The organism is Neisseria uirgultaei (genome assembly GCF_962719845.1).
In the GTDB taxonomy this organism is placed as follows: Bacteria; Pseudomonadota; Gammaproteobacteria; order Burkholderiales; family Neisseriaceae; genus Neisseria; species Neisseria bergeri.
In genome coordinates this window covers 1-24,483 of the sequence record NZ_CAUIYF010000016.1, presented here as the reverse complement: position 1 = coordinate 24,483, position 24,483 = coordinate 1, and the positions used below count along the sequence as shown (strand labels likewise).

The window sequence follows — 24,483 nt, the reverse complement described above, 5'->3', positions numbered from 1 at the left end:
GCGCGACAACAAAGGAAAAACCATGTACGAAGTCAACCGCAGCGTATTCGTCCTCATCCCCTTAGAACCTTTTTGGAACTGGCTGCAAACCCTGCCAGGCAACCACCTTGACGGACTGACCCTCGAAGACATACAGGCCGATGCCAATTCCTACCTTGTCCGCCCGTGCGAAACCGCCGACGAAGTATGGGACGAAATCGAAGCCCGTTTTGAAGACATTTTCGCTGCCGAACTTGCCGACTGGTGCGAAGACGAACGCGAGTGGCCCGCACTCGATGCCGACATTTTCAACGAATGGTTCGACATCCAGCTTTCTACCGTCATTACCGACCTCGAACACGAACCGCTTGCCCGCGAAGCCTTCCAACCCATCAACCTGAACTGATGAAGCTGACCGTCCGCAACTACCATCTCGACGGCTACGGCCATGTCAACAATGCGCGCTACCTCGAATTTCTCGAAGAAGCGCGCTGGGCGTTTTTTGAAGAACGCGGACTGCTGCACGAGTTGGCAGACCTCATACTGATTGTCGCCCGCATCGACATCCGATACAGCCGCCCCGCCGTCGAAGGCGACGTATTGCAGTTTTCATGCCGTCTGAAAACCCCCGGCACGCGGCGCATTGTGCTGACCCAGACGATTACACTGCCAAACGGCAAAACCGCCGCAGAAGCCGACATCACCCTGATGCCCGTCCACGCCGCCACACAACGCACCGTCAGCCTGCCCGCCACCCTTGCCCGCGCACTGGAAGCCTTGTCCGAATGAAAAAAATACTCACCGCCGCCGCTGTCGCACTGATCGGCATCCTCCTTGCCATCGTCCTCATCCCCGACAGCAAAACCGCGCCCGCCTTCTCCCTGCCCGACCTGCACGGAAAAACCGTTTCCAACGCCGACCTGCAAGGCAAAGTAACCCTGATTAATTTTTGGTTTCCCTCCTGTCCGGGTTGTGTGAGCGAAATGCCCAAAGTCATCAAAACGGCAAACGACTACAAAAATAAAGATTTCCAAGTCCTCGCCGTTGCCCAGCCCATCGATCCGATAGAAAGCGTCCGCCAATATGTCAAAGACTACGGTTTGCCGTTTGCCGTCATGTATGATGCGGATAAAGCCGTCGGACAGGCGTTCGGCACGCAGGTTTACCCGACTTCCGTCCTTATCGGCAAAAAAGGCGAAATTCTCAAAACTTATGTCGGCGAACCCGATTTCGGCAAACTCTACCAAGAAATCGATACCGCGCTGGCACAATAGCGATGCCGTCTGAAGCGCAAAAAAAAGCAGGAACGATGTTCCTGTTTTTTCAGATTATCCACCCCGACACGTTCAGACGGCATTCAACCTTCCAGCAGATTCTTTTTCACCACTGCCGGATTGCCTACCGCCAAAGAGTAGGGCGGAATGTCTTTTGTAACCACCGCGCCCGCGCCCACGACCGAACCGCGTCCGACGGTTACGCCCGCCATCACAATCACCCTGCGCCCCAGCCAGACATCGTCCTCCAACGTAATCGGACGGATTTCCGTGTAGCCCTCAAAGCGTTTGTTTTCACGGTCAAACTTGTGGTTGGTCGAATAGAACAGGCATTCCGGCCCCATCATCACATTTTTGCCGACTACCAGCCCGCGGCAGATTTCACAGTTTACCCCGATACCGGAACCATCGCCCAAAACCGTATCCGGAAACACATACGCCCCGCGTTCGATATTGACCCCGCGTCCGATATGCGGAGAAATCCGTCGTGCCAGAAAACCGCGCACCCGTCTGCCGACGATGCCGATGCCGCGCATATGCGACGGCGGCAATAGGGAACCGGCGAAGCGCAGCAGCAGGGAAAAAAACTTCACCCTCATAAAACCTCCTTTAGAGTAACCTTTTTGCATTTTATCGAATATACTCTTGACGTAACAACAGAAAATAGAGAGAATGTCGAACTTGTCTGTAGCATAGGTACATCCCCTATGCCCGCTTTTTTGAAAGGAAATCAAATGAAACAAGGTATTCACCCGAACTACCACGAAGTTAACGTTACCTGTTCCTGCGGCAACAAATTCGTAACCAAATCCGCGATGGAAAAAGAAAACTTCAATATCGAGGTTTGCTCCCTGTGCCACCCATTCTATACCGGCACTCAAAAAATCGTCGATACCACCGGTCGCGTGGACAAATTCAACAACAAATTCGGCAACCTGTTCAAACGCTGATTGCCGCTTTGCAAAAAGACTGCCCCGCGCAGTCTTTTTTGCTGCCGGTCTTTTTGTGTCTGATGCCGTCTGAAGCAGTCTCTGCACGACCTTTGTGCGAATATTTGCTACACTTGGCAATCCATCCATTTCTTCTTACGCTTATGTTGACCTATACCCCGCCCGATACCCGCCCGCCCGCCAAAACCCACGAAAAACCGTGGCTGCTGATGCTGATGGCGTTTGCCTGGTTGTGGCCAGGTGTATTTTCACATGATTTATGGAATCCTGCCGAACCTGCCGTTTATACCGCCGTCGAAGCACTGGCAGGCAGCCCCACCCCCTTGGTTGCCCATCTGTTCGGGCATGCCGACTTCGGCATACCGCCTGTGTATCTTTGGGTTGCTGCCGCGTTCAAACATTTGCTGTCGCCGTGGGCTGCCGACCCATACGATGCCGCACGCTTTGCAGGCGTGTTTTTTGCCGTTGTCGGACTGACTTCCTGCGGCTTTGCCGGTTTCAACTTTTTGGGCAGACACCACGGGCGCAGCGTCGTCCTGATTCTCATCGGCTGTATCGGACTGATTCCGGTTGCCCATTTCCTCAACCCCACTGCCGCCGCCTTCGCCGCCGCCGGACTGGTGCTGCACGGTTATTCTTTGGCTCGCCGGCGCGTGATTGCCGCCTCTTTCCTGCTCGGTACGGGCTGGACGCTGATGTCGTTGGCAGCAACTTATCCGGCAGCATTTGCCCTGATGCTGCCCTTGCCCGTACTGATGTTTTTCCGTCCGTGGCAAAGCAGGCGTTTGATGTTGACGGCAGTCGCCTCGCTTGCCTTTGCCCTGCCGCTGATGACCGTTTACCCGCTGCTCTTGGCAAAAACGCAGCCCGCGCTGTTCGCGCAATGGCTCGACTATCACGTTTTCGGTACGTTCGGCGGCGTGCGGCATGTTCAGACGGCATTCAGTTTGTTTTACTATCTGAAAAACCTGCTTTGGTTTGCATTGCCTGCGCTGCCGCTGGCGGTTTGGACGGTTTGCCGCACGCGCCTGTTTTCGACCGACTGGGGGATTTTGGGCGTTGTGTGGATGCTTGCCGTTTTGGTGCTGCTCGCCGCCAATCCGCAGCGTTTTCAGGACAACCTCGTTTGGCTGCTGCCGCCGCTCGCCCTGTTCGGCGCGGCGCAACTGGACAGCCTGAGGCGCGGCGCGGCGGCGTTTGTCAACTGGTTCGGCATTATGGCGTTCGGACTGTTTGCCGTGTTCCTGTGGACGGGCTTTTTTGCGATGAATTACGGCTGGCCCGCCAAGCTTGCCGAACGTGCCGCCTATTTCAGCCCGTATTATGTTCCTGATATCGATCCTATTCCGATGGCGGTTGCCGTACTGTTCACACCCTTGTGGCTGTGGGCGATTACCCGGAAAAACATACGCGGCAGGCAGGCGGTTACCAACTGGGCGGCAGGCGTTACCCTGACCTGGGCTTTGCTGATGACGCTGTTCCTGCCGTGGCTGGACGCGGCGAAAAGCCACGCGCCCGTCGTCCGGAGTATGGAGGCATCGCTTTCCCCGGAATTGAAACGGGAGCTTTCAGACGGCATCGAGTGTATCGACATAGGCGGCGGCGACCTGCACACGCGGATTGTTTGGACGCAGTATGGCACATTGCCGCACCGCGTCGGCGATACCCATTGTCGCTACCGTATCGTCCGCCTACCCCAAAACGCGGATGCGCCGCAAGGCTGGCAGACGGTTTGGCAGGGTGCGCGCCCGCGCAACAAAGACAGTAAGTTCGCACTGATACGGAAAACCGGGGAAAATATATTAAAAACAACAGATTGAGCCGAATTTCTGGATTAAGTGCCGGAAATCACGTATAATTGCGCGATTAAACCTTTATAAATCAGCCGTTTTGCAGGCATCACACAGGAGCGATAATTATTATGATGACCCTCTATTCCGGCATTACCTGCCCCTTCAGCCACCGCTGCCGCTTCGTTTTGTACGAAAAAGGTATGGATTTTGAAATCAAAGACGTCGATATTTACAACAAACCCGAAGACCTCGCCGTCATGAATCCGTATAACCAAGTCCCCGTGCTGGTCGAGCGCGATTTGGTGCTGCACGAGTCCAACATCATCAACGAATACATTGACGAACGCTTCCCCCATCCGCAGCTTATGCCCGGCGATCCCGTTATGCGCGGCAGGGGCCGGCTGGTGCTGTACCGTATGGAAAAAGAATTGTTCAACCATGTCCAAGTGTTGGAAAACCCCGCCGCTACCAATAAGGAGCAGGCAAAAGCGCGCGAAGCCATCGGCAACGGTCTGACGATGCTCGCCCCTTCGTTCAGCAAAAGCAAATACATTCTCGGCGAAGATTTTTCTATGATTGATGTCGCCCTGGCTCCGCTGCTGTGGCGGCTCGACCACTACGATGTCAAACTGGGCAAAAGTGCCGCGCCGCTGCTCAAATACGCCGAGCGCATCTTCCAACGCGAAGCCTTTATCGACGCGCTGACACCTGCGGAAAAGGCGATGCGCAAATAAGTTTGAAATGCCTGTAAAACCTGACGGTTTCAGGCATTTCTATATTCAGGCACATTATGGGGAGCATTATGACTACTTCCACCAAACCCTATATCCTCCGCGCACTTTGCGAATGGTGCAGCGACAACAGCCTCACACCGCACATCCTTGTCCGGGTCAACGAACACACGCGCGTTCCTATGCAGTATGTCCGCGACAATGAAATTATGCTCAACATCGGCGCGACCGCCACGCAAAACCTTCAAATCGACAACGATTGGATCAGTTTTTCCGCCCGTTTCGGCGGACAGGCGCACGACATATGGATACCTGTCGGACACGTCCTCAGCCTTTTCGCACGGGAGACCGGCGAAGGTATGGGGTTTGAATTGGAGGAGTACCGCCCCGACGCGCCGTCTGAAAACACCTCTGCCGAAACCGCGCCCCGACCCGCCAAAAAAGGCTTGAAATTGGTCAAATAAATCTATGCCGTCTGAACGGAATCGTGTTTCAGACGGCATTTTGTCCGATGGGGCGCAAACGGAATCCGTTTATCGGCAAAACCCGTTTCGGCGTATCGGAACAGTGTTGCCCCTGCCGATTCGATATTGGGACATTATTGCATCAGCATCAGAGCGCAATTATGGTGCAGCTAACCAAGCGATAGAGCAGCAACGCCAAGCAGAGCGGCAGATACAGCGGCAGAAGCAGAGTATAGGTTTGGGTATTGGATAGCGAGAATTACATAATAAGATAAAAAATAAATCCCAGTACTGTAATTACTAAAACGGTTAAAAAGTTTTTTAGTTTTCTCTTTATACCATTTTCTTTCCAAGGTTTGAACTCTGTTAAATCAACAATGAAATCAACAATTGAGTCAAAAAGTGCTGGAAAAAAAATTCATCAAATACTCCTGTGGAAAACCCTGTTTCTAGTAGCAACAGGGTGTCAGATTGTTACAGACCCATGAAGGCCATTGTAACAGGAGAACGCTAACGAGCAGCGGCAGTTGCTGTGCATGAGCGTGTTGCAAAATTTTTATAAATATCATCAAACCATGAAAATGCCGTCTGAACCTGCGATACGGGCTTCAGACGGCATTTTGTCCGATATTCGGGCAATCAGGCGGTCAGCACGGCTTTCAGGATTTTGTTGACTTCGCCCATATCGGCTTTGCCGGCGAGACGGGTTTTCAATACGCCCATCACTTTGCCCATATCCGCCATACCTGCCGCTCCGGTTTCGGCAACGGCGGCTTCGACCTCGGTACGGATTTCTCCGGCGGAGAGCATTTGGGGAAGGTAGCGGTGCAGTACCTCGATTTCGGCGTTTTCTTTGTCTGCCAAATCACGGCGGCCGGCTTCAGTGTAGATTTTCGCGCTGTCTTTGCGCTGTTTGACCATTTTGGTCAGGATGGCGGTGATTTTGGCATCGTCGGCTTCAGTGCGTTCGTCCACTTCAAATTGTTTGACGGCGGCGTTGATAAGGCGGATGGTGCCGAGGGAAACTTGGTCTTTGGCGCGCATCGCGGTTTTCATGTCTTCGGTAAGGCGGATTTTCAGGCTCATGATGTCCTCGCTGGGATGTCGGATGGAAACGGCGGGTTTCGATGCCGTCTGAAAAGCAAAACACACCGCAGAGCAGGTCTTGCGGTGTGTCCTCATATCACAGGGCTGACCTGTAATCTGTACTTGAACGTTTAGTACATTTTGGGCGGCAGTTGTTGGCTGCGCAGGCGTTTTTGCAGGCGTTTTACGGCTGCCGCTTTTTTGCGTTTGCGTTCGGTAGTCGGTTTTTCGTAGGCTTCGCGGGCGCGCAGCTCGGTCAGCAGGCCGGTTTTTTCTACGGCGCGTTTGAAACGGCGCATAGCGACTTCAAAGGGTTCATTCTCTTTTACGCGGATTGCAGGCATTTTATTTCCTTTAATAAATTCGGTTGTTTCATCTGCCCATCATATCGGTGGAAAGGGTAGGGCAGACGGTGTTGAAGGTTTACCGTATCGCTGTGCCTTGCGGCGGCGGGATACGCGCCGTGACGGAAACATCACCTCCTAACGGGTCGGCTTGTGCCGTGTCAAGCTGCTTGAAAAAGCAGGAAAAACAATTTTCGGATTGTCTTATATTTATGGTTCGCCGTCAATGCCGTTCGGGATAAAAATGCCGTCTGAAAGACCGGGCGGGTTTCAGACGGCATCGGTACGTCAGCGGGCGGGGACAATGCCCATACGCTGTTTGAGCGGGATGTGCGGCGCGCCGAAGATGGAGGCGTAGTAGGCGGCATTGGTCATCACTTTTTTGACATAGTCGCGCGTTTCGGAAAACGGGATGGTTTCGGCATATACCGCGCCTTCGAGGGGCGTGTCCGCCTGCCATCGGCGCGCCCTGCCGGGACCAGCGTTATAGCCTGCGGTGGCGAGGACTTCGTTGTTTTGCAGGCGGCGTTTGGTATCCGCCATATACCACGTCCCCATACGGATATTGCCGTCGGCGGTGTAGAGTTGTGCGGCATCCATACCGATTTTGCCGGCAATTTCGCGCGCGGTGGCGGGCATAACCTGCATCAGCCCCTGCGCACCCACGCCGGATTGCGCGCCCATAACGAAGCGGCTTTCCTGACGAATCAGGCCGTAAACCCATGCCGGATCGACATTAACATTTTGCGCGTGGCGGATTACGGTGTCTTTAAACGGCGAAATATAGCGCAATGTGTAGTTGAGTTTGCGGTCGGTGCGTTCCGCGCTGTTGACCGCCATATCGTAAAAACCGTGGTCGAACGCGGTTTGTGCGGCGGTCAGCAGCTTGTCTTCGTCAAAGCCGCGTGTGGCGAAACGCCATTCCGCCTGAGCCTGACGGCGCATTTTCGCATCGCCGGCGGTTCGGCTGTTTTGGAACAGCACCAGCGCGCGCTTAATCGCGCCGTCTTCCGCCATACGGAGGACGCTGTTTTTGCCGGCATCAGGCACATTGTTGCGCGTATCGATTTTGCGCCCCAACTCTTCCTCTGCCAGTACGGCATAAAAATTCCTGCCCGTTGCTGCTGCCTGTTTGTAAAGTTTTTCCGCCTCTTGCGTGTTGCCCGTTGCGGCGCGGCTGCGTGCCAACCAGTAGAGCCAGGTCGGGCTTTTTTGCAGTTTTTCGGGCATATGCGAGATCACGGAAGCCAGCTCGTCCCAACGTCGGGCGCGCAAGGCGGCGCGGGCGTACCACTCGATTTGGTCGTCGGTCAGTTGGCGGCGGTCGGAAACTTTGCCGTAATAGTCCAAGGCGGCGGGTACATTGAGGTTTTGCGACTGATAATGCCCCAATACGCCCCACGCGAAACTGCTCTGTTCGGGGCTTAAACCGCTTTCCATTTCGGACAGCAGGGCGGCGGCATCCGGCGATTTGCGTGCTTCTTTGCTGATGACGTTCAACAGGGCATATTCGCGCGAACCTTGTGTGCCGCCGTCAAACGGGCTGCCCAATGCGGCGGCAAGGTTGCGTGCGTCTGTGGTTTGGCTGTTGGCCAACAGTCCACGAACGCGCCTCCAGGCATCGTTGCCGTCCAACAAGCCGGATGCGGCTGCCTGTTCCAACAGTTTGGTGCAGCCCGAAGGCAGTTTGCCCGTATTTTTAACCAGTTCGGCGGCACGCGTATAGTCGTTGCGGCTCGAATCGGCGTAGCATTCGACTTCTTGGGCGCGCCCTTCAGGTTTGAGTTTTGCATATTCCTGTGCAAACAGCGTCCACTGTCTGCGCGCGCCCAAAGACTTCAGCCACTCGTTGCGGACATTTTCTGCCATCGCGCTGTCGCCGGCGTTTTCCAAATAGGCGGCGACGGCCGCATCGTTTTTCTGTTTCACTGCATCCAGTGCGGACGGGTAGCCGCCGTAATCTGCCAGCGTTTTTCCTTCGGGTTCGGCAGGGCGGGTGGGAACGCTTGCCGAAAGGTCGGCAGTTTCTATATTGCCTGCTGGGGTCTTGCTGCCGGGCGCGTGTGTCGAAGAACAGGCGGCAAGCACCAGGGCCGCCAGCAGCGGCAGGGAATGCTTCAGAGAGGGTAGGTACATCGGATTTCCTTAAGAATCGGAACCCTGAACGATCAGGGTTGGAAAAGACAAAATGCCGTCTGAACAGGCGTTTGCCCGAATTATATGCCGAAACTGCACCGCCTTTGGAATGTTTCCGACATAATTTATAGTGGATTAAATTTAAACCAGTACGGCGTTGCCTCGCCTTGCCGTACTATTTGTACTGTCTGCGGCTTCGTCGCCTTGTCCTGATTTTTGTTAATCCACTATATATTTTTCAATCATTTGCCGTTTGGGTGCGAACCGCTGCCTTTGCCCGTTTCAGACGGCATTGTCCGAAATGGTTGCCCGCTTCCTGCCTTATTGACAAAAAAATGCTTTCCCGATAATATCCTACGAAAATTAACCTGCCGATTTGACACAGCTTGCGGGCATAACAGCTAAAGCGTTCCGACAATTTCAGCTTTATCTTCCGCGCCCGTTGTGTCCGACATCGGGCTTTGTTGTATGGGAAAGACAATGATTATTTTGGACAAGGTTTCCAAGCATTACCAAACGCGCGACAAGACCCGTTTTGCCGCCGTCGAGCCGACCAGCCTCGAAATCCGAGACGGCGAAATTTTCGGGCTGATGGGCTATTCCGGCGCGGGCAAATCCACCTTGTTGCGCCTGATTAACCTGTTGGAACGCCCCGACACGGGCAAGGTCAACGTCTGCGGACAAGAACTGACCGCGCTTGATGCCGCCGCATTGCGTCAGGCGCGGCAGAATATCGGCATGGTGTTTCAGCAGTTCAACCTGTTGGGCAACCGCACCGTTGCCGACAATGTCGCCTTTCCTTTGGAAATCGCCGGATGGTCGTCTGAAAAAATCAAAGAACGTGTTAAAGAATGCCTTGAAATCGTCGGCCTGACCGAACGCGCCGACCACTATCCCGCCCAGCTTTCAGGCGGTCAGAAACAGCGCGTCGGCATCGCCCGCGCGCTCGCGCCCAAACCCCAAGTCATCCTCGCTGACGAACCGACTTCCGCTCTCGATCCCGCCACCACGCGCAGCGTCTTGGAATGTTTGGAAGACATCAACAAACGCTTCAACGTAACCATCGTCATCGTAACCCACGAAATGAGCGTCATCCGCCGCCTGTGCGACCGCGCCGCCCTCTTGGACAAAGGCAAAGTCGTCGAAATCGTCGAAGTATGCGGCAACCAAATCCACGCCCAATCCGACATCGGGCGCGAACTGATTCGGGAGGACTGATATGGCAGACTTAACATTCGAACAAGCCGTTTCCACCATCGTCGGCATGAAAGACGAAATCGTCCGCGCTTTGGGCGAAACCTTCGTGATGGTCGGCTTGTCCACCACATTCGCCGTCATCTTCGGCACGCTGCTGGGCGTGTTGCTCTTCGTAACCTCCAGCCGCCAACTGCATTACAACAAGCCGGTGAACTTCCTGCTCGACAACCTCGTCAACCTCATGCGCGCCTTCCCCTTCGTCATTTTGATGATTGCCATGATACCTGCGACCCGCGCCATCGTCGGCAGCACCATCGGCCCAGTTGCCGCCTCGCTGGTGTTGAGCGTGTCAGGATTGTTTTATTTTGCCCGACTGGTGGAACAAAACCTGCGCGAAGTCCCAAAAGGCGTGATTGAAGCTGCCGCCGCGATGGGTGCGCCTCCGGTTGCCATCGTCCGCAAAGTCCTCTTAAACGAAGCGCGCGCGGGTATGGTTTCCAGCATTACCGTGCTTGCCATCGGGCTTTTGTCATACAGCGCGGCGGCAGGGATGATAGGCGGCGGCGGCTTGGGCGACCTCGCCATCCGCTACGGCTACTACCGCTACCAAACCGAAGTCATCGTCTTCATCGTCGCCCTCCTCGTGCTGCTGGTCATCCTGATTCAAAGCACCGGCAACGCGTTGGCGCGGAAACTGGACAAACGTTAAACCCGAATGCCGTCTGAACGCCAAAACCTCCACCGCTATCCGAAAAATGCTATAAAATCCCCCCCTGTTCGCGGCAAATGCCGTCTGAACGCCGAATCCGGACGGCAGGGTTTCCTGCCCGTCATTTTTGTTTGAAACCGCCACAACATCAGGAGAAAATATGAAAACCTTCTTCAAAACCCTTTCCGCCGCCGCACTCGCGCTCATCCTTGCCGCCTGCGGCGGTCAACAGGACAGCGCGCCCGCAGCCTCTGCCGCCGCTCCTTCTGCCGATAACGGCGCAGTGAAAAAAGAAATCGTCTTCGGCACGACCGTCGGCGACTTCGGCGATATGGTCAAAGAGCAAATCCAACCTGCGTTGGAGAAAAAAGGCTACACCGTCAAACTGGTCGAGTTTACCGACTATGTGCGCCCGAATCTGGCATTGGCGGAGGGCGAGTTGGACATCAACATCTTCCAACACAAACCCTATCTTGACGACTTCAAAAAAGAACACAATCTGGACATCACCGAAGCCTTCCAAGTGCCGACCGCACCTTTGGGATTGTATCCGGGCAAGCTGAAATCGCTGGAAGAAGTCAAAGACGGCAGCACCGTATCCGCACCCAACGACCCGTCCAACTTCGCACGCGCCTTGGTGATGCTGAACGAACTGGGTTGGATTAAACTCAAAGACGGCATCAATCCGCTGACCGCATCCAAAGCGGATATTGCCGAAAACCTGAAAAACATCAAAATCGTCGAGCTTGAAGCCGCGCAACTGCCGCGCAGCCGCGCCGACGTGGATTTTGCCGTCGTCAACGGCAACTACGCCATAAGCAGCGGCATGAAGCTGACCGAAGCCCTGTTCCAAGAACCGAGCTTTGCCTATGTCAACTGGTCTGCCGTCAAAACCGCCGACAAAGACAGCCAATGGCTTAAAGACGTAACCGAAGCCTACAACTCCGACGCGTTCAAAGCCTACGCGCACAAACGCTTCGAGGGCTACAAATACCCTGCCGCCTGGAATGAAGGCGCAGCCAAATAAGGCAGTCGTATAAAATGATGCCGTCTGAACCGCATTCCGTGTTCAGACGGCATTTTTGTCCTTTAATCCGCCATTCCCTGCCATTCCGCCGAATCCGGCGTATCGATTCCGAACAGTGACAGCGCGTGTGCGACACTGTGCGCCACCACGTCGTCCGCCGTCTGCGGCTTGCGGTACATCGCAGGAACAGGGGGAAACACCACGCCGCCCATTTCCGTTACCCGCTTCATATTGTTCAAATGGGCAAGGTTCAGCGGCGTTTCGCGCACCATCAGCACCAGCCGCCGCCTTTCCTTCAAAACCACATCCGCCGCACGCGTCAAGAGATTGTCGCCGAAGCCGTGCGCGACAGAGGCAAGCGTCCGCATCGAACAGGGGGCGACCAGCATCCCGTCCGTTTTAAACGTACCGCTGGCAATGCACGCCCCGATATTGCCGACAGGGTGGACAACGTCCGCCAAGGCATACACTTCGTCTTTCGCATAAGCCGTTTCCGAAGCGCGCGCCATCTCCGCCCCTTTTGACACCACAAGGTGCGTTTCGACTCCCTGCTCGCGCAAAAGTTCCAAAGCCTTTACGCCGTATTGGAAACCGCTCGCCCCGCTGATGCCGATTATCAAACGCCGTACCATCATCCGCCTTTCCCATAAAACCGCCTGCAACGGCAAACCGGCTATTATAGTGAAAAAACAGAAATCCGATAAACACGGATACAAATTGTCGGCAACACCCAATATCCGATAAAATACCCGGTTTAACATCCTATCTGAATAGGCACGGGAGGGCGGTATGGCAAAAGTAAAAGGCGGATTGGGGCGCGGTTTGGATTCGCTGCTCGCCAACGGTGCGGACAACAGCAGTGGCGACCGGCTGACTGCGGTTGCGGTTAAAGATATCCGGCCCGGCCGCTATCAGGCGCGTGTTCAAATCGATGACGAAGCCTTGCAGGAGCTGGCGGATTCGATTAAGGCGCAAGGCGTGATACAACCCGTCATCGTGCGCGAACACGGACTGTCCCGATACGAACTGATTGCAGGCGAACGCCGTTGGCGCGCCGCACAGATTGCCGGCCTGTCCGAAATCCCCGCCGTTATCAAAACCATCAGCGACGAAACCGCGCTGGCAATGGGTTTGATTGAAAACCTCCAGCGCGAAAACCTCAACCCCATCGAAGAAGCACAAGGCTTGAAACGCCTTGCCGACGAATTCGGGCTGACCCACGAAACCATTGCCCAGGCCGTCGGCAAAAGCCGAAGCGCGATTTCCAACAGCCTGCGCCTTTTAAGCCTGCCCGAACCCGTGCAGGAAATGCTTTACCAACGCCGCCTTGAGATGGGGCACGCCCGCGCACTGCTGACCCTCCCCGTCGTAGAACAGCTCGAGTTGGCGCAAAAGGCCGTTAAAAACGGCTGGTCGGTGCGCGAAGTCGAACGCCGCAGCCAAGCCGCCCTTCAAAACAAACGTCCCGAGCCCAAAAAAACTGCCGCCGCCGACATCGGCCGCCTGAATGATTTGCTGACTGAAAAACTGGGTGTCAACGCCGAAATCAAAACCGCCAACCACAAAAAAGGCAAAATTGTCCTGCATTTCGACACGCCCGAAACCTTCGACCACATTTTGAAGCAGTTGGGCATAGATTACCGGCCTTAATTTTGCGGGATATGCCGTCTGAAACATAAAACGTAAAGAAATTCGGACAAACTTTCCAATAATCTGTAATTATATGTAATGTGTGTTAGAATAACACCTGCTGCCGTTATTCAGGCGGCGGGCGCGGCGGATTGGGATACGTTGTTTCACAAAGATTAACTGTCGCTTGACGTAATAAGGCTTCTAAATTATATTAGCCGCGCCTCAAATCCGAGGCGGAAACATTCCCTTTATGAAGCAGATTATCATCCTACAATCCGCCGTATTGTCCATATGCGCCGCAGTTGCCTTTGCCGTATGGGGTTTTGCCGGATTCCTTTCGGCGGTCGGGGGCGGTTTGTCCTATCTGCTTCCCACGTTTGTTGCAGTTTTACTTTTAAAACTTTTCAGGGGAAACCCCTTTCTGCAAAGCAGGATGTTCGTCTTCGGAGAGATTTTAAAAGTAGTGCTGTCGCTGTTGTCCATGCTCGCCGTATTTGCAATATGGCATCAATCGCTGGTGTTCGCCCCGTTTTTGATGGGGCTGCTCGGTGTCAGCCATCTGGTTTTTTTAGTATTGTTGAGAGTGAAAGATTATGGCAGGTGAAACCATTACCGCTGCCGACTACATCAAGCACCACTTGCAGAGCTTGACCAGTTTGTCGGATGTTACTCAGGGTCAGGGACTGAAAAACATTGCTGATTTTTCGTTTATTAACCTTGATGCCGTCTTTTTTGCCGTCCTGTTGGGCGTAATTGGCAGCTTCCTGTTGTGGCGTGGTGCAAAAAAAGCAACAGCAGGCGTCCCCGGGCGTTTCCAGGCTGCGGTGGAAATCCTGTTCGAGTTTGTGGACGATATGTGTAAGAGCATCATTCACAACGAAAAGTCTAGAAAAGCCGTCGCGCCGTTGGGTCTGACGCTGTTTGTTTGGATTTTCCTGATGAACGCGATGGATATGCTGCCGGTCGATTTGCTGCCGATGGTATGGCAGGGCATTACCGGCAATCATCACGCCCTGCTGCGCGTCGTACCGACTGCCGATTTGAACACCACTTTGGCACTCGCTGTTGGCGTGTTGCTGATTTGTATCTATTACAACATCAAAATCAAAGGATTGGGCGGATGGTTTCACGAGTTGTTCAGTGCGCCGTTCGGTGCAAAACTCGCACCTGCGAACTTTCTGTTGAACTTGGTCGAGTTTCTTTCTAAAACCGTATCCCACGGTATGCGGTTGTTCGGCAATATGTATGCGGGCGAATTGGTATTCTTGTTGATAGCCTTGCTTGGCGGTGCTTGGGCGGCTTCCGGCAGCGTTGAAGTCATGGATCCGATTCTGTTTGTATTCCACATTATTGCCGGTTTGGCATGGGCGATTTTCCATATTTTGGTGATTACCCTGCAGGCGTTTATTTTCATGGCGTTGGCGTTCGTCTATATCGGGCAGGCGCACGATGCACACTGATTTTCCCAAGTAGTTTGTTTTTGTAGTTTAACCTTTGTTTCTTTAAGGAGTTTAAAATGGGTTTGATTGCTATCGCATGTGGTTTGATCGTTGCATTGGGTGCATTGGGTGCATCTATCGGTATCGCAATGGTTGGTTCTAAATATTTGGAGTCTTCTGCTCGCCAACCTGAACTGATCGGTCCGCTGCAAACCAAACTGTTCTTGATCGCTGGTCTGATTGATGCGGCATTCTTGATCGGTGTGGCTATTGCCCTGTTGTTCGCCTTCGTTAACCCGTTTGGTACTGGTGCTGCGTAATCAAGGCGGAGAAATCCGTTCAGATACAGGCTTACCGTCTGTTTGATTAACCTAGATACGAAGGTTAAGTAACGTGAATATTAATGCAACCTTATTTGCGCAAATCCTAGTTTTCTTTGGCTTGGTTTGGTTTACGATGAAATTCGTATGGCCTCCGATTGCCAAAGCATTGGATGAGCGTGCCGCAAAAATCGCCGAAGGCTTGGCAGCTGCCGAGCGTGGTAAAAGCGATTTCGAGCAGGCAGAGAAAAAAGTTGCAGAACTCTTGGCAGAAGGGCGTCATCAGGTAACCGAAATGGTTGCCAACGCCGAAAAACGTGCCGCCAAAATTGTCGAAGAAGCCAAAGAACAGGCTTCTTCAGAGGCGGCGCGCATTGCAGCTCAGGCAAAGGCCGATGTGGAGCAGGAATTGTTCCGCGCACGCGAATCCCTGCGCGAGCAGGTTGCCGTGTTGGCTGTCAAAGGTGCCGAATCTATTTTGCGCAGCGAAGTCGATGCTTCCAAACACGCAAAACTGCTCGATACCCTGAAACAGGAGCTGTAATCTTATGGCAGAGTTCGCAACGATTGCCAGACCTTATGCAAAGGCATTGTTCGGTTTGGCTCAGGAAAAAAACCAAATTGAGTCTTGGTTGGGCGGACTGGAAAAACTTGCGGCGGTTGTTCAGGAAGGGAAGGTGGCTTCATTGATTGACCGTCCTGAAACGAATGCTTCAGAAAAAGCAGATATCCTCATCGATTTGGTCGGTTTGAAAGACAAGGAGTTGAAAAACTTTGTTATCGTCTTGGCCGGGCAGAAACGTTTGTCGGTATTGCCGGAAGTATATGCTCAATATCAAGACTTGACCTTATCATTCAACCATATCAAATCTGCCGTCATTTACAGTGCCTATCCGTTGACCGACAAACAGGTCGGCGAGTTGGCGCAAATGCTGAATAAGCGTTTCGACAGCGAGCTGAAAATCTCTGTCGAAATCGAACCGGAGCTGATTGGCGGCATAAAAGTTGAAGTGGGAGATCAGGTTTTGGATTTGTCTGTACAAGGCAAACTGAGTGCCTTGTACACGACTATGACGAATTAGGAGAGTTTTCATGCAGCTTAATCCTGCTGAAATTAGCGATCTGATTAAAGCCAAGATCGAAAATCTGTCTGTAAATGCCGAAGTGCGTACCCGTGGTACGGTGATTTCGGTAACTGACGGTATCGTTCGCATCCATGGTTTGTCAGATGCAATGCAAGGTGAGATGCTCGAATTCCCGGGCAACACGTTCGGCTTGGCGATGAACCTGGAGCGCGACTCCGTCGGTGCCGTAGTGTTGGGCGAGTACGAACATATTAAAGAAGGCGATACAGTTACCTGTACCGGCCGTATTTTAGAAGTGCCGGTCGGACGCGAACTGGTCGGGCGCGTCGTTGATGCATTGGGTCGGCCTATCGACGGTAAAGGCCCGATTAATACAACTTTGACTGCACCAATTGAAAAAATCGCACCGGGCGTAATTGCGCGCAAATCGGTTGACCAGCCGATGCAAACCGGCTTGAAAGCCATCGACTCTATGGTTCCTGTTGGTCGCGGTCAGCGTGAGTTAATTATTGGCGACCGTCAGACAGGTAAAACAGCCGTAGCATTGGATGCCATCGTCAACCAAAAAAGTACGGGTGTTATCTGTATCTATGTCGCTATCGGTCAAAAAGCATCTTCTATTGCCAACGTAGTCCGCAAATTGGAAGAGCATGGCGCGATGGAACACACGATTGTGGTTGCTGCAACTGCATCTGAAGCGGCGGCATTGCAATATATCGCACCTTATTCAGGTTGTACGATGGGTGAATTCTTCCGCGACCGTGGCGAAGATGCCTTGATTGTTTATGACGATTTGTCCAAACAGGCTGTGGCTTACCGTCAAATTTCCCTGCTTTTGCGCCGTCCGCCCGGCCGCGAAGCCTATCCCGGCGATGTGTTCTACCTGCACTCCCGTCTGTTGGAACGTGCGGCACGTGTCAGCGAAAATGAAGTTGAAAAACTGACCAATGGCGAAGTAAAAGGCAAAACCGGTTCTCTGACTGCTTTGCCGATTATCGAAACCCAAGCAGGTGACGTATCTGCTTTCGTTCCAACTAACGTCATTTCGATTACCGACGGTCAGATCTTCTTGGAAACCGACCTCTTCAACGCCGGTATCCGTCCTGCAATCAATGCCGGTATTTCCGTATCGCGCGTAGGTGGTGCAGCACAAACCAAAGTCATCAAAAAACTGGGTGGCGGTATCCGTTTGGCGTTGGCACAGTACCGTGAATTGGCGGCGTTCTCGCAATTTGCTTCCGATTTGGACGAAGCAACACGCAAACAGCTGCAACACGGTGAAGTGGTTACTGAATTGATGAAACAAAAACAATTCAGCACATTGAACACTGCCGAAATGGCATTGACTTTGTGGGCGATCAACAACGGTTCTTACGCAGATGTTCCGGTTGCCAAAGCTCTGGCTTTTGAATCTGAATTTTTGAGCTTTGTCCGTACCCAACATCCGGAAGTTTTGGAAGCCGTCAATGCTTCAGGTGCAATGTCCGACGAGAGCGAGAAAACGCTTGAAGCAGCCATGAAATCTTTCAAATCTTCTTACGCTTACCAAGCATAAGTATTGAGATGAAAGGAGTCTGAAATGGCAGTCGGAAAAGAGATTCTCACCAAAATCCGCAGTGTTCAAAATACCCAAAAGATCACTAAAGCGATGCAAATGGTGTCAACCTCTAAAATGCGGAAGACTCAAGACCGGATGCGCCTGGCGCGTCCGTACGCCGAAAAAGTGCGTACGGTGATGAGCCATCTCGCACAGACCAATGCCGATCACGGTATCAAATTGTTGGAGCCGCGCAGCGAAGTACGCCGTGCCGGTTTCATCTTGATTACCTCGGACAAAGGTTTGTGCGGCGGCTTGAACGCAAACGTACTGAAAAAGTTTTTGGCGCAAGTTCAAGAGTATCAGGAACAAGGCATCGAAGTCGAAGTCGTGTGCTTGGGCAGTAAAGGTTTGACCGCTTGCCAAAGCATCGGTTTGAACGTTATTGCCAGTGCGGCCAATTTGGGCGATACCCCGAAAATGGAAGCGTTGCTCGGCCCTTTGACCGAAATCTTCCAACGTTATGAGAAGCATGAATTAGACCGTATCCATATGGTTTATTCGCGTTTCATCAATACGATGCGCCAAGAGCCGCGTATGGAGGTTTTGCTGCCCATCGGCGAAAATGTTATTGACGACGGAACAGGTCATTCTTCATTTACTTGGGAATATCTCTACGAGCCGAGTCCTATCGCCGTATTGGAATATTTGGTTCGCCGCTATTTAGAGTCTGTGGTTTATCAGGCATTGAGCGACAACATGGCATCCGAACAAGCTGCGCGTATGGTAGCGATGAAAGCCGCAACCGACAACGCAGGCAATGCCATCAAAGAATTGCGCTTGGTGTACAACAAATCGCGTCAAGCCGCGATTACCACAGAATTGTCAGAAATTGTAGCAGGTGCGGCGGCAGTTTAATGCCGTCTGAAGCCTGAACAGGAAATTAGGATACGATAATGAGCCAAGGCAAAATCGTACAAGTTATTGGTGCGGTGGTTGACGTGGAATTTCCACGCGATGCTATCCCGCATGTTTACGATGCCCTGAAATTGGACGAGAACGGTCTGACTCTGGAAGTTCAACAGCTTCTGGGCGATGGCGTTGTCCGTACTATTGCAATGGGTAGTTCAGACGGCCTGAAACGCGGCATGTCTGTAAGCAATACTGGTGCGCCAATCACTGTGCCGGTAGGTAAAGGTACATTGGGTCGTATTGTCGACGTATTGGGTACGCCTGTTGATGAAGCAGGTCCTATCGATACCGACAAGAGCCGCGCCATTCACCAAACTGCTCCGAAATTCGACGAGTTGTCTTCAACTACCGAATTGCTGGAAACCGGTATTAAAGTGATCGACTTGCTGTGTCCGTTTGCTAAGGGCGGTAAAGTAGGTCTGTTCGGTGGTGCCGGTGTGGGCAAAACCGTGAACATGATGGAATTGATCAACAACATCGCCAAAGCGCACAGCGGTCTGTCCGTGTTCGCAGGTGTGGGTGAACGTACCCGTGAAGGTAACGACTTCTACCACGAGATGAAAGATTCCAACGTATTGGATAAAGTAGCCATGGTGTATGGCCAAATGAACGAACCTCCAGGCAACCGTCTGCGCGTTGCTTTGACCGGTTTGACTATGGCCGAATACTTCCGTGACGAAAAAGATGAAAACGGTAAAGGCCGCGACGTATTGTTCTTCGTCGACAACATCTACCGTTACACTCTGGCCGGTACCGAAGTATCCGCATTGTTGGGCCGTATGCCGTCTGCAGTGGGCTACCAACCGACATTGGCAGAAGAAATGGGTCGTTTGCAGGAGCGTATTACCTCTACCCAAACCGGTTCTATTACTTCCATCCAAGCCGTATATGTACCTGCAGACGACTTGACCGACCCGTCTCCGGCAACAACGTTTGCCCACTTGGACGCAACCGTCGTATTGAGCCGTGATATTGCCTCTTTGGGTATTTACCCGGCAGTCGATCCGCTTGATTCTACTTCGCGCCAATTAGATCCGATGGTATTGGGTCAAGAGCACTACGACGTAGCGCGCGGCGTACAGTCCACCCTGCAGAAATACAAAGAATTGCGCGACATCATCGCCATCTTGGGTATGGACGAATTGTCTGATGAAGACAAACTGACCGTAATGCGTGCGCGTAAAATCCAACGCTTCCTGTCCCAACCGTTCCACGTTGCCGAAGTGTTTACAGGTTCTCCGGGCAAATATGTCGCCCTGCGCGATACCATTGCCGGCTTCAAAGCCATTTTGAACGGCGAATACGACCATCTGCCCGAGCAGGCATTCTATATGGTCGGCAGCATTGAAGAAGCAGTAGAGAAAGCGAAAACCTTAAACTAAGGAGGTCGGCATGAGCGTCATGCAAGTTGAAGTGGTCAGTAGCGAGCAAAACATCTATTCGGGCGAAGCCAGCTTTGTAGTGGTTCCGACCGTTCAAGGTGAGCTTGGTATTTACCCGCGACACGAGCCGATTATGAGTTTGGTGCGGCCGGGAGCTTTGCGTTTGACTGTTCCCGGCGAGGATAAGGAGGTCCTAGTTGCTGTTTCCGGTGGCGTCTTGGAAGTTCAACCTGATAAAGTTACCGTTTTGGCGGACGTTGCCGTCCGTAGTGCGGAGATGGATCAGGCACGTGCGGAAGAGGCGAAAAAAGCTGCCGAAGCCGGTATCTCTCAAGCCAAAGACAACAAGGATTTGGCGGAGGCGCACAAGGCATTGGCTGCCGCAATTGCACAGCTCAAGACTTTGGACTATATCCGTTCGCACAAGAAATAAACTTGTGTGGTTTGGGAAAGCACGGCCGTTTGGCCGTGCTTTTTATTTTCCAGATTTAAATTAAAAAATTATCCATCCCCTGGTTTCAAATCAGGCTGTCTTCGAGATAAATCTATTCAAGCGGCTATGGAAACAGTAAAATAAAACCTTTATTTTATCGAACCATAAGCCATGCTCACCTTTCAACAAATCATCTTTAAACTGCAAACATTTTGGGCAGACAAAGGCTGCACCGTCATCCAACCTTTCGACATGGAAGTCGGCGCAGGTACTTCCCACCCCGCCACCTGCCTGCGCGCGCTCGGCCCAGAGCCTTGGTTTGCCGCCTACGTCCAACCCAGCCGCCGCCCCAAAGACGGCCGCTACGGCGACAACCCCAACCGCCTGCAACACTATTACCAATTCCAAGTCGCCCTCAAACCCGCCCCCGCCAATATCCAAGACCTCTATCTCGACTCCCTGCGCGAATTGGGCATCGACCCCAAAGTGCACGACATCCGCTTCGTCGAAGACGACTGGGAAAACCCCACCCTCGGCGCATGGGGTTTGGGCTGGGAAGTCTGGCTTAACGGCATGGAAGTAACCCAGTTCACCTATTTCCAACAAGTCGGCGGCATCGACTGCACGCCCGTACTCGGTGAAATCACCTACGGCATCGAACGCTTGGCGATGTACCTGCAAGGCGTGGAAAACGTCTATGACCTCGTTTGGGCAAAAACGCCGGACGGTAATACCGTAAGCTACGGCGACGTGTACCACCAAAACGAAGTCGAGCAATCCACCTACAACTTCGAATACAGCGATGCCGACTGGCTGTTGCGCCAATTCAACGACTACGAAGCGCAAGCCAAACGCCTGCTCGCCGAAGAAAACGCCAGCCTCGCCCTGCCTGCCTACGAGCTGGTCCTCAAAGCGGGGCATACGTTCAACCTCTTGGACGCGCGCGGCGCGATTTCCGTAACCGAGCGGGCAACCTACATCGGCCGCATCCGCGCGCTGAGCCGCGCTGTAGCGCAAAAATATGTCGAAAGCCGCGAAAAACTGGGCTTTCCCTTAATGAAGGCAAATGCTGCCTAAGGGGGCGACGATTTTTTACGTTCGGGCGGCCCGATATGGCAGCCGTCTGTAAACCATTATATATTTTAGGAAAATCATGCCTGTCTATTTCCGCGCTCCAAGCAGGAAACGCCTGCACAAAATGAACCGCCGCCAGCATAAAAAGCTGCATTTGGGCGAGTTTCAAACATTGATTTTCAGCGTTCAAGGCAGTTTGCACCAAGCTGAGGACGATGCCGAAGCGTTCGACCGCTTTATGGACGAGCTGATTGCGTATCTTGCGGCAAACGGCTTGGAAATGGCGGGCGGGGGCGATTGCGGCGATTTTTCGTGCCTGTTTCAAAAATCCGGCCCCCGAGGCTTGGGCGAAACCGAGAAAAAAGCCATTATCTCTTGGCTGGCAGGTCGCGAAGATGTCGCCACTTTGCACGCCACCCCGCTGGTTGACGGTTTTTACGGGGATGACGGCTGGGAAAATTACAGCGAAACCTATAAACAGGCAGATTAACCAAATTCAAAGAAAGCCGAATGATGACCCAAACCCTTTTAATCGAACTCCTTACTGAAGAACTCCCGCCAAAAGCCCTGAATAATCTGGGCAACCATTTTGCCGCCGCTGTTGCCGAAGGCTTGGAAAAAGCGCAACTGGTTGACGGCGCAGCCGAATTTACGGCTTATGCCTCGCCGCGCCGTTTGGCGGTTCAAGTCAAAAACGTCAAAGCCGTTCAGGCCGATCAAAAAATCGTGAAAAAAGGCCCTGCCGTGGCGAATGCTGTAAAAGACGGTGCGCCGACCAAGGCTTTGGAAGGTTTTGCGCGCGGTGCAGGCGCGAAAATCGAAGACCTGACCATCGTCCACGACGGCAAGCAGGATGTGTACGCCTACGAATACGTCCAAACCGGCAAACCGCTGGGCGAGCTTTTGGAAGACATCATCAATGCCGCAGTGAAAAAATTGCCGATTCCGAAAGTGATGCGTTGGGGCAGCAGCACGTTTACCTTCGTGCGCCCCGTTCACGGACTGATTGTGCTGCACGGCGGCAACATCGTCAACGTCAGCGTTTTGGGCCTGCAAAGCAGCAACAAAACTTTGGGACACCGCTTCCTTTCCAGCGGCGAAATCACCATTGAAAACGCCGACAGCTACGCCGCCCAAATGCGCGAACAAGGCAAAGTCGTCGCTTCGTTTGCCGAGCGCAAAGCCGCCATTCAGACGGCATTGGAAGGGCAGGCAGGCCGTCTGAACGCGACCGTTGCCGCCGATGAAGCATTGTTGGACGAAGTAACCGCGCTGGTCGAATGGCCTGTGGTATTGGAAGCCGGTTTTGAGGAACACTTCCTCGCCGTGCCGCAGGAATGCCTGATTCTGACGATGCAGCAAAACCAAAAATACTTCCCGCTGCTCGACCAAAACGGCAAGCTGATGAACCACTTCCTGCTGGTTTCCAACCTGCAAACCGAAGACCCGTCGCACATCATCCGAGGCAACGAACGCGTTTTGCGCGCGCGCCTGTCTGATGCCGAGTTCTTCTACAAGCAAGACCAAAAAGCGGCTTTGGAAAGCCGCCTGCCCAAGCTGGCGAACGTGGTGTACCACAACAAAATCGGTTCGCAGGCCGAGCGCATCGAACGCCTGCAAAGCATCGCCGCCCACATCGCCAAAGCGTTGGACGCGGATGCTGCCGCAGCCGAACGCGCCGCGCGTTTGGCGAAAGCCGACTTGGTCACCGAAATGGTCGGCGAGTTCCCCGAGTTGCAAGGCACGATGGGCAAATACTACGCCCGCTTGGACGGTGAAACTGAAGAAATCGCCGAAGCCGTCGAGCAGCACTACCAGCCGCGTTTTGCCGGCGACAAGCTGCCGAACGGCAAAGTGGCAACCGCCGTGGCACTGGCGGACAAGCTGGAAACCTTGGTCGGCATTTGGGGCATCGGCCTGATTCCGACCGGCGACAAAGACCCCTACGCCCTGCGCCGCGCCGCCTTGGGTATTTTGCGTATGCTGATGCAGTACGGTTTGGACGTGAACGAACTGATTCAGACGGCATTCGACAGCTTCCCGCAAGGTTTGCTCAACGAAAAAACGCCGTCTGAAACCGCCGACTTTATGCAGGCGCGCCTTGCCGTGTTGCTGCAAAACGATTATCCGCAAGACATCGTTGCCGCCGTACTCGCCAAACAGCCGCGCCGTTTGGACGATTTGACCGCCAAACTGCAGGCCGTTGCCGCGTTCAAACAACTGCCCGAAGCCGCCGCGCTCGCCGCAGCCAACAAACGCGTACAAAACCTGCTGAAAAAAGCCGATGCCGAGTTGGGCGCAGTTAACGAAAGCCTGTTGCAACAAGACGAAGAAAAAGCCCTCTTTGCCGCCGCGCAAGGTTTGCAGCCGAAAATCGCCGCCGCCGTCGCCGAAGGCAATTTCCAAACCGCCTTGTCCGAGCTGGCTTCCGTCAAACCGCAAGTCGATGCCTTCTTCGACGGCGTGATGGTGATGGCGGAAGATGCCGCCGTAAAACAAAACCGCCTGAACCTGCTGAACCGTTTGGCAGAGCAGATGAACGCGGTGGCCGACATCGCGCTTTTGGGCGAGTAACCGTTGTACAGTCCAAATGCCGTCTGAAGCCTTCAGACGGCATCGGACGTATCGGAAAGGGGAACGGATTGCAACCTTTAGTCAGCGTATTGATTTGCGCCTACAACGTAGAAAAGTATTTTGCACAAGCACTGGATGCCGTAGTGGGGCAGACTTGGCGCAACTTGGATATTTTGATTGTCGATGACGGCTCGACGGACGGCACGCTTGCCATCGCCAAGGATTTTCAAAAGCGGGACAGCCGTATCAAAATCCTTGCACAAGCTCAAAATTCCGGTCTGATTCCCTCTTTAAACATCGGGCTGGACGAATTGGCAAAGTCCGGGGGGGGGGGGGAAAATTTTG

General features: G+C 53.3%; 31 protein-coding genes. 26 read left to right on the top strand and 5 right to left on the bottom strand.

Features of this window, described 5'->3' with window-relative positions; translation table 11 throughout:
- Positions 1 to 22: 22 nt before the first annotated feature.
- Genes Q9J32_RS08810 through Q9J32_RS08800 form a run of 3 tightly spaced genes read left to right on the top strand, consistent with a single transcriptional unit; the run spans position 23 to position 1,253 of the window.
- Positions 23 to 385 carry a hypothetical protein gene (locus Q9J32_RS08810; RefSeq protein ID WP_002229974.1) on the top strand — a complete coding sequence of 121 codons (363 nt, stop codon included), beginning with the start codon at positions 23 to 25 and terminating at the stop codon, positions 383 to 385.
- Positions 385 to 768 (top strand): acyl-CoA thioesterase, encoded by a 384-nt coding sequence (locus tag Q9J32_RS08805; protein ID WP_003713540.1) that lies wholly within the window; start codon positions 385 to 387, stop codon positions 766 to 768. Before Q9J32_RS08810 ends, Q9J32_RS08805 begins: the two co-directional genes overlap by 1 nt.
- On the top strand, positions 765 to 1,253 hold the full coding sequence (locus tag Q9J32_RS08800) for a peroxiredoxin family protein (RefSeq protein WP_118792405.1): 489 nt from the start codon (positions 765 to 767) through the stop codon (positions 1,251 to 1,253). Before Q9J32_RS08805 ends, Q9J32_RS08800 begins: the two co-directional genes overlap by 4 nt.
- Before the next feature lie 83 nt (positions 1,254 to 1,336).
- Here the strand turns inward: Q9J32_RS08800 and Q9J32_RS08795 are convergent, their stop codons facing one another.
- The gene (locus Q9J32_RS08795) at positions 1,337 to 1,852 is read right to left on the bottom strand and encodes an acyltransferase (RefSeq protein WP_301883691.1); all 516 of its coding nucleotides are present in this window, start codon (positions 1,850 to 1,852) and stop codon (positions 1,337 to 1,339) included.
- A 135-nt stretch (positions 1,853 to 1,987) separates the two neighbouring features.
- Between Q9J32_RS08795 and rpmE the strand changes: the two genes are divergently transcribed.
- The 5 genes from rpmE to Q9J32_RS08770 all read left to right on the top strand — a co-directional run bounded on the left by rpmE (position 1,988) and on the right by Q9J32_RS08770 (position 5,444).
- Positions 1,988 to 2,203 (top strand): 50S ribosomal protein L31, encoded by a 216-nt coding sequence (rpmE, locus tag Q9J32_RS08790; protein WP_003713538.1) that lies wholly within the window; start codon positions 1,988 to 1,990, stop codon positions 2,201 to 2,203.
- Between the two features lie 143 nt (positions 2,204 to 2,346).
- Positions 2,347 to 4,023, top strand: a complete 1,677-nt coding sequence (locus tag Q9J32_RS08785) for an ArnT family glycosyltransferase (RefSeq protein WP_301883815.1) — start codon at positions 2,347 to 2,349, stop codon at positions 4,021 to 4,023.
- Between the two features lie 101 nt (positions 4,024 to 4,124).
- The gene (locus Q9J32_RS08780) at positions 4,125 to 4,730 is read left to right on the top strand and encodes a glutathione S-transferase N-terminal domain-containing protein (protein ID WP_003711050.1); all 606 of its coding nucleotides are present in this window, start codon (positions 4,125 to 4,127) and stop codon (positions 4,728 to 4,730) included.
- A 68-nt stretch (positions 4,731 to 4,798) separates the two neighbouring features.
- Positions 4,799 to 5,191 (top strand): ClpXP protease specificity-enhancing factor, encoded by a 393-nt coding sequence (locus tag Q9J32_RS08775; protein ID WP_107819211.1) that lies wholly within the window; start codon positions 4,799 to 4,801, stop codon positions 5,189 to 5,191.
- A 4-nt stretch (positions 5,192 to 5,195) separates the two neighbouring features.
- Positions 5,196 to 5,444 carry a hypothetical protein gene (locus Q9J32_RS08770; protein ID WP_301883687.1) on the top strand — a complete coding sequence of 83 codons (249 nt, stop codon included), beginning with the start codon at positions 5,196 to 5,198 and terminating at the stop codon, positions 5,442 to 5,444.
- A gap of 386 nt (positions 5,445 to 5,830) precedes the next feature.
- Here the strand turns inward: Q9J32_RS08770 and Q9J32_RS08765 are convergent, their stop codons facing one another.
- The 3 genes from Q9J32_RS08765 to ltgA all read right to left on the bottom strand — a co-directional run bounded on the left by Q9J32_RS08765 (position 5,831) and on the right by ltgA (position 8,757).
- On the bottom strand, positions 5,831 to 6,277 hold the full coding sequence (locus Q9J32_RS08765) for a GatB/YqeY domain-containing protein (RefSeq protein WP_002239344.1): 447 nt from the start codon (positions 6,275 to 6,277) through the stop codon (positions 5,831 to 5,833).
- A gap of 131 nt (positions 6,278 to 6,408) precedes the next feature.
- Positions 6,409 to 6,621, bottom strand: a complete 213-nt coding sequence (rpsU, locus tag Q9J32_RS08760; protein WP_002214819.1) for a 30S ribosomal protein S21 — start codon at positions 6,619 to 6,621, stop codon at positions 6,409 to 6,411.
- A 288-nt stretch (positions 6,622 to 6,909) separates the two neighbouring features.
- Positions 6,910 to 8,757, bottom strand: coding sequence for a lytic transglycosylase LtgA (gene ltgA / locus Q9J32_RS08755; protein ID WP_301883685.1), 1,848 nt, complete (start codon positions 8,755 to 8,757; stop codon positions 6,910 to 6,912).
- A 480-nt stretch (positions 8,758 to 9,237) separates the two neighbouring features.
- Here ltgA and Q9J32_RS08750 point away from each other — a divergent pair, with 480 nt between their 5' ends.
- Genes Q9J32_RS08750 through Q9J32_RS08735 form a run of 4 tightly spaced genes read left to right on the top strand, consistent with a single transcriptional unit; the run spans position 9,238 to position 11,690 of the window.
- Positions 9,238 to 9,975 (top strand): methionine ABC transporter ATP-binding protein, encoded by a 738-nt coding sequence (locus Q9J32_RS08750; protein ID WP_301883683.1) that lies wholly within the window; start codon positions 9,238 to 9,240, stop codon positions 9,973 to 9,975.
- 1 nt (position 9,976) lies between these two features.
- On the top strand, positions 9,977 to 10,663 hold the full coding sequence (locus tag Q9J32_RS08745; RefSeq protein WP_301883681.1) for a methionine ABC transporter permease: 687 nt from the start codon (positions 9,977 to 9,979) through the stop codon (positions 10,661 to 10,663).
- Between the two features lie 6 nt (positions 10,664 to 10,669).
- Entirely contained in the window at positions 10,670 to 10,798 is a 129-nt protein-coding gene (locus tag Q9J32_RS08740) for a hypothetical protein (protein ID WP_301883679.1), read from the top strand.
- A gap of 25 nt (positions 10,799 to 10,823) precedes the next feature.
- Entirely contained in the window at positions 10,824 to 11,690 is an 867-nt protein-coding gene (locus tag Q9J32_RS08735) for a MetQ/NlpA family ABC transporter substrate-binding protein (RefSeq protein WP_301883677.1), read from the top strand.
- Positions 11,691 to 11,752: 62 nt separating this feature from the next.
- On the opposite strand, the gene Q9J32_RS08730 is transcribed toward Q9J32_RS08735, so the two are convergent.
- Entirely contained in the window at positions 11,753 to 12,322 is a 570-nt protein-coding gene (locus Q9J32_RS08730; protein WP_301883810.1) for a UbiX family flavin prenyltransferase, read from the bottom strand.
- Between the two features lie 157 nt (positions 12,323 to 12,479).
- On the opposite strand from Q9J32_RS08730, the gene Q9J32_RS08725 reads away from it, so the two are divergent.
- From Q9J32_RS08725 to Q9J32_RS08660, 14 genes are all read left to right on the top strand, one after another.
- A complete protein-coding gene (locus Q9J32_RS08725; RefSeq protein WP_301883674.1) occupies positions 12,480 to 13,340 on the top strand; it encodes a ParB/RepB/Spo0J family partition protein in 861 nt (286 codons plus the stop codon).
- A gap of 232 nt (positions 13,341 to 13,572) precedes the next feature.
- The gene (locus tag Q9J32_RS08720; RefSeq protein ID WP_002214803.1) at positions 13,573 to 13,926 is read left to right on the top strand and encodes an ATP synthase subunit I; all 354 of its coding nucleotides are present in this window, start codon (positions 13,573 to 13,575) and stop codon (positions 13,924 to 13,926) included.
- Positions 13,916 to 14,782, top strand: coding sequence for a F0F1 ATP synthase subunit A (gene atpB, locus Q9J32_RS08715; protein ID WP_002214802.1), 867 nt, complete (start codon positions 13,916 to 13,918; stop codon positions 14,780 to 14,782). Before Q9J32_RS08720 ends, atpB begins: the two co-directional genes overlap by 11 nt.
- A gap of 56 nt (positions 14,783 to 14,838) precedes the next feature.
- Positions 14,839 to 15,081 carry a F0F1 ATP synthase subunit C gene (gene atpE / locus Q9J32_RS08710; RefSeq protein ID WP_003708448.1) on the top strand — a complete coding sequence of 81 codons (243 nt, stop codon included), beginning with the start codon at positions 14,839 to 14,841 and terminating at the stop codon, positions 15,079 to 15,081.
- 73 nt (positions 15,082 to 15,154) lie between these two features.
- On the top strand, positions 15,155 to 15,625 hold the full coding sequence (locus Q9J32_RS08705) for a F0F1 ATP synthase subunit B (RefSeq protein WP_301883671.1): 471 nt from the start codon (positions 15,155 to 15,157) through the stop codon (positions 15,623 to 15,625).
- Between the two features lie 4 nt (positions 15,626 to 15,629).
- Positions 15,630 to 16,163 (top strand): F0F1 ATP synthase subunit delta, encoded by a 534-nt coding sequence (locus Q9J32_RS08700; protein WP_301674069.1) that lies wholly within the window; start codon positions 15,630 to 15,632, stop codon positions 16,161 to 16,163.
- 10 nt (positions 16,164 to 16,173) lie between these two features.
- On the top strand, positions 16,174 to 17,721 hold the full coding sequence (gene atpA / locus Q9J32_RS08695; protein WP_301883668.1) for a F0F1 ATP synthase subunit alpha: 1,548 nt from the start codon (positions 16,174 to 16,176) through the stop codon (positions 17,719 to 17,721).
- 24 nt (positions 17,722 to 17,745) lie between these two features.
- Positions 17,746 to 18,621, top strand: coding sequence for a F0F1 ATP synthase subunit gamma (gene atpG, locus Q9J32_RS08690; RefSeq protein ID WP_301883666.1), 876 nt, complete (start codon positions 17,746 to 17,748; stop codon positions 18,619 to 18,621).
- A gap of 38 nt (positions 18,622 to 18,659) precedes the next feature.
- Positions 18,660 to 20,057, top strand: coding sequence for a F0F1 ATP synthase subunit beta (gene atpD, locus Q9J32_RS08685; RefSeq protein ID WP_003708440.1), 1,398 nt, complete (start codon positions 18,660 to 18,662; stop codon positions 20,055 to 20,057).
- Between the two features lie 10 nt (positions 20,058 to 20,067).
- Positions 20,068 to 20,490, top strand: a complete 423-nt coding sequence (locus tag Q9J32_RS08680; RefSeq protein WP_118792419.1) for a F0F1 ATP synthase subunit epsilon — start codon at positions 20,068 to 20,070, stop codon at positions 20,488 to 20,490.
- Positions 20,491 to 20,661: 171 nt separating this feature from the next.
- Positions 20,662 to 21,567, top strand: a complete 906-nt coding sequence (gene glyQ / locus Q9J32_RS08675; protein WP_101110240.1) for a glycine--tRNA ligase subunit alpha — start codon at positions 20,662 to 20,664, stop codon at positions 21,565 to 21,567.
- 76 nt (positions 21,568 to 21,643) lie between these two features.
- On the top strand, positions 21,644 to 22,054 hold the full coding sequence (locus tag Q9J32_RS08670) for a 50S ribosome-binding protein YggL (RefSeq protein ID WP_304667153.1): 411 nt from the start codon (positions 21,644 to 21,646) through the stop codon (positions 22,052 to 22,054).
- Between the two features lie 20 nt (positions 22,055 to 22,074).
- Positions 22,075 to 24,138: a glycine--tRNA ligase subunit beta gene (glyS, locus tag Q9J32_RS08665; protein WP_301885725.1), complete on the top strand. Its 2,064-nt coding sequence runs from the start codon at positions 22,075 to 22,077 to the stop codon at positions 24,136 to 24,138.
- A gap of 68 nt (positions 24,139 to 24,206) precedes the next feature.
- Positions 24,207 to 24,483, top strand: a 277-nt coding sequence (locus Q9J32_RS08660) for a glycosyltransferase family 2 protein (protein ID WP_304675411.1), incomplete at its 3' end; no start/stop codon positions are given.